This is a genomic window from Cellvibrio sp., assembly GCF_053579595.1.
This window is the reverse complement of the sequence record NZ_JBRFPI010000360.1, coordinates 1-4,588: the sequence shown is the minus strand read 5'-3', so window position 1 is coordinate 4,588 and position 4,588 is coordinate 1. Positions and strand designations below refer to the sequence as shown.

The 4,588-nt window shown below is 49.5% G+C and carries 6 protein-coding genes; 4 read left to right on the top strand and 2 right to left on the bottom strand.

Annotated features, from left to right (window positions below):
- The 4 genes from ACWA6V_RS17650 to ACWA6V_RS17635 all read left to right on the top strand — a co-directional run.
- Positions 1-432 (top strand): RNA polymerase sigma factor (locus ACWA6V_RS17650; RefSeq protein ID WP_449523728.1); only part of this gene is annotated, 432 nt, incomplete at its 5' end.
- A 9-nt stretch (positions 433-441) separates the two neighbouring features.
- Positions 442-1,242 carry an anti-sigma factor family protein gene (locus ACWA6V_RS17645; protein ID WP_449523727.1) on the top strand — a complete coding sequence of 267 codons (801 nt, stop codon included), beginning with the start codon at positions 442-444 and terminating at the stop codon, positions 1,240-1,242.
- The gene (locus ACWA6V_RS17640) at positions 1,235-1,774 is read left to right on the top strand and encodes a CC0125/CC1285 family lipoprotein (protein ID WP_449523726.1); all 540 of its coding nucleotides are present in this window, start codon (positions 1,235-1,237) and stop codon (positions 1,772-1,774) included. The genes ACWA6V_RS17645 and ACWA6V_RS17640 overlap by 8 nt, the downstream gene beginning before the upstream one ends.
- Before the next feature lie 258 nt (positions 1,775-2,032).
- Entirely contained in the window at positions 2,033-2,473 is a 441-nt protein-coding gene (locus tag ACWA6V_RS17635) for a PA2169 family four-helix-bundle protein (protein WP_449523725.1), read from the top strand.
- Between the two features lie 103 nt (positions 2,474-2,576).
- Here the strand turns inward: ACWA6V_RS17635 and ACWA6V_RS17630 are convergent, their stop codons facing one another.
- On the bottom strand, positions 2,577-3,473 hold the full coding sequence (locus ACWA6V_RS17630; RefSeq protein WP_449523724.1) for an SMP-30/gluconolactonase/LRE family protein: 897 nt from the start codon (positions 3,471-3,473) through the stop codon (positions 2,577-2,579).
- 103 nt (positions 3,474-3,576) lie between these two features.
- On the bottom strand, positions 3,577-4,588 hold a 1,012-nt coding region (locus ACWA6V_RS17625), incomplete at its 5' end, for an alkaline phosphatase D family protein (protein WP_449523723.1).

The following is a 4,588-nucleotide window of genomic DNA, read 5'->3' as shown; positions in this document are numbered from 1 at the left end:
GACGCCGACGATCTGGTGCAAAAGAGGCTGGAGCGCCTCCTAAGCGGGGACATGCCGGGAGATGTGGAAGTGGCTAAATGGGCATTCCGCGTATGCCGCAATATCTGGATCGATGAGTACCGCGCGCGCAAAATCCGCCAGCGCAATGCTTACTCCCTGGAAGAGACCGAAGAACCTTCGGTTGACGGCGAACAAGCTATCTACGATCAGATCACCCTGGGCGAAGTGGATGCAGCGATGGATAAATTACCTGACGACCAGCGCTCCATTATGGCGTTGGTAGCACTGCAGGGAATGTCGTACAAAGAAGTGGCTGAAACCTTGGGGATTCCTGCAGGGACGGTGATGAGCCGACTGGCACGGGCGCGCATCGCACTCGCCAATTTTTTAAATCCCACATCGATGACATCCTCCGTAAAACCTGGCGCATGAGGAAATGACATGACAGTATCCGACGAAAAATTATCAGCGTTCCTCGATGCAGAGTTGCCGGAAAATGAAATGGAATTTATTCGCGAGCAAATCAGCGAAGATGAAACACTGGCCAATCGCCTGGCTGAATTAGCCATGGTAGACGCACAGATCGCCCAACATTATTCCGCCATCGATGCGCGCCCGCTGCCCGATGCTATCGCGAGTCTGTTGGCTAGTGCGCCCACCGATGTGGCGCGCGACGTGATGACACCCCACGTAGCGACGCCCGATGTAGCGACGCGCGACGTAGTGACGCCCATATCCTCCGCAACAATTATTCCGTTTCCACTGTGGAAAAAAGTCCAGCGCGGCTTGCAACAGCATGCAGCAGTTGCGGCCTGCACGGCATTGGTATTGGGCTTTGGCCTCGCACAATTATTACCCGGCACCCAGGATTCATCGCGGGGGGATTGGAATGCAATTGCAGCTGCCCTCGATACAGCAGCGAGCGGAATCGAACACAAATTAGCTAATGACAAACGGATCAAGCCTCGCTTAACGTTTATCAATCAACAAGGAACTTATTGCCGTCAATTTCGCGTCAGTGACTTACATAGCAGCAGTGAAACTATTGCCTGTCGTATCGGCGACAAATGGGAACCGAGCGTTACCATATACACCCAAGGAGTATCGCCTGAAGGCGATTACCAAACTGCGACAAATAGCGCGGCCGTGTTAGATCAGGCGTTGGATAATATGATGCACGGCGATGCATTTGATGCGCAGGCAGAATCAACCATTATCCAGCGTGGCTGGAAAAATGATTGACACTTTCACAATCCACACTATCAGCTACCAACAGGCAAAGCGTGCAATGAAAATACTGTTTGTACTCCTCATGATGATCATTAGCGGATGTACATCGCAGTCCGCATACAAAGCTGCCAAAGGTGAAAGTTCAGGATACAAAGAAATTGCGCTGACGGAAAACCATTATCGCGTGCAATTTAAAATGAACGGACATGCCCGTGCTAGTGCGCAGAAATATGCATTAATGCGCGCTAGCGAACTGACAATCGCGCAGGGTTATGACTGGTTTATTATCGAAAAGCGCACCCTTCGCACATTAAATGAATCCGATCCATTCGATTCAACTGCGCGCCCGGTTATCACACGCAATTGTGGTTTGTTAGGTTGCCGTACCCGTACACAATTGCCCGCACAATCAATCGATATACCGGATACTGAAACTCTCGTCATACTGGAAATTCGTATGGGGCGCGGCGTTCGGCCAGAAAAAGAAAGTTATGATGCACGCGAAATGTGGGACACCGCACATAGCGATAAGACTGCACAATAATGCACATTAAACATTATGTTTAATGCATAAATTTTTAACATAAAAGAAAATGCACTTCTGAAAAAATAATGACATTTAATAATTTTTTTGTAAAAAATACATAAAAAACTCTCACCAAATGGCGTGCTTACCCGCAATCCGCGTAATTTCCCACTGTTATTCGACGCTGGCACAGATGATGCAACACCTCTCCCGAGCATTATCATTGTTGATGTGCAACATAAACCACCTAATTATGATTATATTCAGGAGTAATTTATGTCTAGCAACGAAATCTCAACCGTCAAAGATCTCGTCAAAGTATTACATGATGGGGTAGCATTTTACACCGATGCAAAAATTGAGCTGAAAGGTAGCGGTTATGAGTCTGCCCTCCAAGAGATGATTGATGCGCGCCAGCAAGCTTTAGCACGCTTACAACCACTCATTTTTCTGCGCGAAGGTGAGACTGAACCAGGGACAACAATCAGCGGTAGCCTGCACAAAACCTATGCCGATATACTGGCCACCATTAAGAGCAATAAGTCCCAAGTATATATTGCCGAATTGGAAGAACTGGAAGATCGCACACTGGAATATATCCAAAAAGCGCAACATGAAGCCGTATCGATTGATATCAAAACAGCATTGAATTACACCCACAAATCACTGCGCCAATGCCATGACCGTATGCGCAACCTTAAACGCTCTGCAGCTTAATACGAAGCGCAAATGTTAAATTAACAAAATTAAGCTATAAAAAAAAGGCCGTTTATCAAGTGATAGTCGGCCTTTTTTATCAGCGCAATTTTTATTGTTGCAACTATTGTTGCAACAGCCACTCGCGCCCAGCACGCTCGCTGCGGAAAGTTTCAATCGCGCCGCGCTCTTGCAGAGTGACGTAAACGGTTTTTCCATCAACACCGCCAAAGGCAACATTGGTTGGCTTTTGGCCTTTTAATTTAATGCGTTCGATCACTGTGCCGTGCGGCGATACCACCGTGACTTCACCAGCGGCGTAGCGCGCGATATATAAATTGCCATCGACATCGCAACGCATGCCGTCCAACCCGTGATCCGGAAACTGAATTAACAAGCGTTTATTTTTTACAGCGCCGGTGGTTTTATCGATATCGTATTTCCACACATTGCGCTGTACGCTTTCGTTGACGTACAAGTGTTTTTCGTCGGTGCTGACTTCTACACCATTAGTCGTGCCCATATTCGCTTCCAGCAAAGTAACTGTGCCGTCGGTCGCGACTTTCCATAGATTGCCGGTGCTATCAGCCCACTTGGGATCACTCGCGTAAATTACACCGGATTTTGCGATGGCAATATCGTTGGGCTGATTCATTTTATCGCTGTGGGCGTGCACGGAAATCGCTTTGGTGTTGGGATCAATTTTCAACACATTGTGGCCGGAATAATCCGCCACATACATAAATCCTTGGCGATCAAAACGAATGCCGTTGCCAGTGCTACCTTCCGGCAAGGTCACAAACAATTGCGCATTATCTTTTTTATCGATAATGCCGATGGTGCCGTCTTTACCAAAACTCACCGCGTATAGATTTCCCTGCGCATCCACGGCGGGACCTTCAATGCCCTGGGTGAATACATTGTCGGTAACGTAATCTGTCGTCTGTGCAATGGTGCATGGCGCTGCCGCAAATAATGCAGCAGCGATCAAGTAGCGGGGATTCAATCTCATGTTGTTCATAGCGACCTCTTTGTGTTTTTTGAAAATCTGCTGAGCCGCCGTAGTGGTCCGGCATTGATAACACAAACAGGTCGCGGAATAAACGTTTGATAGTCGCTGAAGTTTAGGGTTGCGGGTAACGCAGATCACGCAAGCGCAGGGTATTTTGCATATAGACCTGACCGGTCTGCCCTTTGATCGATACCGTCATACTGGGCAGGTCAGCAGTCCAGTCGATTTCAATCAAGCCGTAATTATTTCGGTGCTCGGCCACCCCCAAGCGATGCTGGTTGGGGCTGATGGCTTTCCATTCTTCGGTCAGTCCAGATGACGTTGCCTCCCACAGCGGATAGCCGACAGCGCCATCTACCCTGCTGAATTCCGACCAGTGGGTATCGCCCGAAATAATGAATAGGCCATCCACTTTGAGCTTGTCGATCAAGCCAAACAGACGGCTGCGCTCATGGGGAAAATTCGCCCAACTTTCCCAGCCAGTGAATTCCGGCAGCAATTGCACACTGCTGGCGATGATGCGCAAATCCGCTGGTTGCCGCAGTTGTGCCTCCAACCACTGCCATTGCGCTTCGCCCAAGAGCTGCACGGAAGTGTCAGTGAGCGGCTCGTAGGGACCCATCTTTTTAGGGGCCTTTTTAAGTAGGTATTCTGCCTTTGATACCCCCTTAAGCGGGCTGCGATTCCAGCGCAAGTCGAGCAAAATCAGCTGCACCCGCTGCCCCGGTTTGCCATAGGTATGGGCGGTGTAGATACCATCGGTGCGAGTGCGACGGGCGGAATCCGCCGGTTCGCCCCAAAAGTCGAGCATGATTTGGCGCGAGGCTTCTTTCTGCGGGTATTCAGCGCCGACATCATCGGCGCCGTAGTCGTGATCATCCCATGTAGCTATCACATGGCTTTGCTGGCGCAGGGTTTGGAAACCGGGGTTTGCGCCCAGCGTCTGGTATTTGCGCTTCAGCTCAGCCATATCCTGAGTGTCGCCGTAGATGTTGTCGCCCAGAAATACAAACAGATCCGGGCGCTCGATATTGATCGCCTTCCAAATGGGCTGCTCATGATCCTGTTGAACACAGGAACCAAAGGCGTTGCGCGTAATGCCCTTGTCCAGATCCGGTTTATTG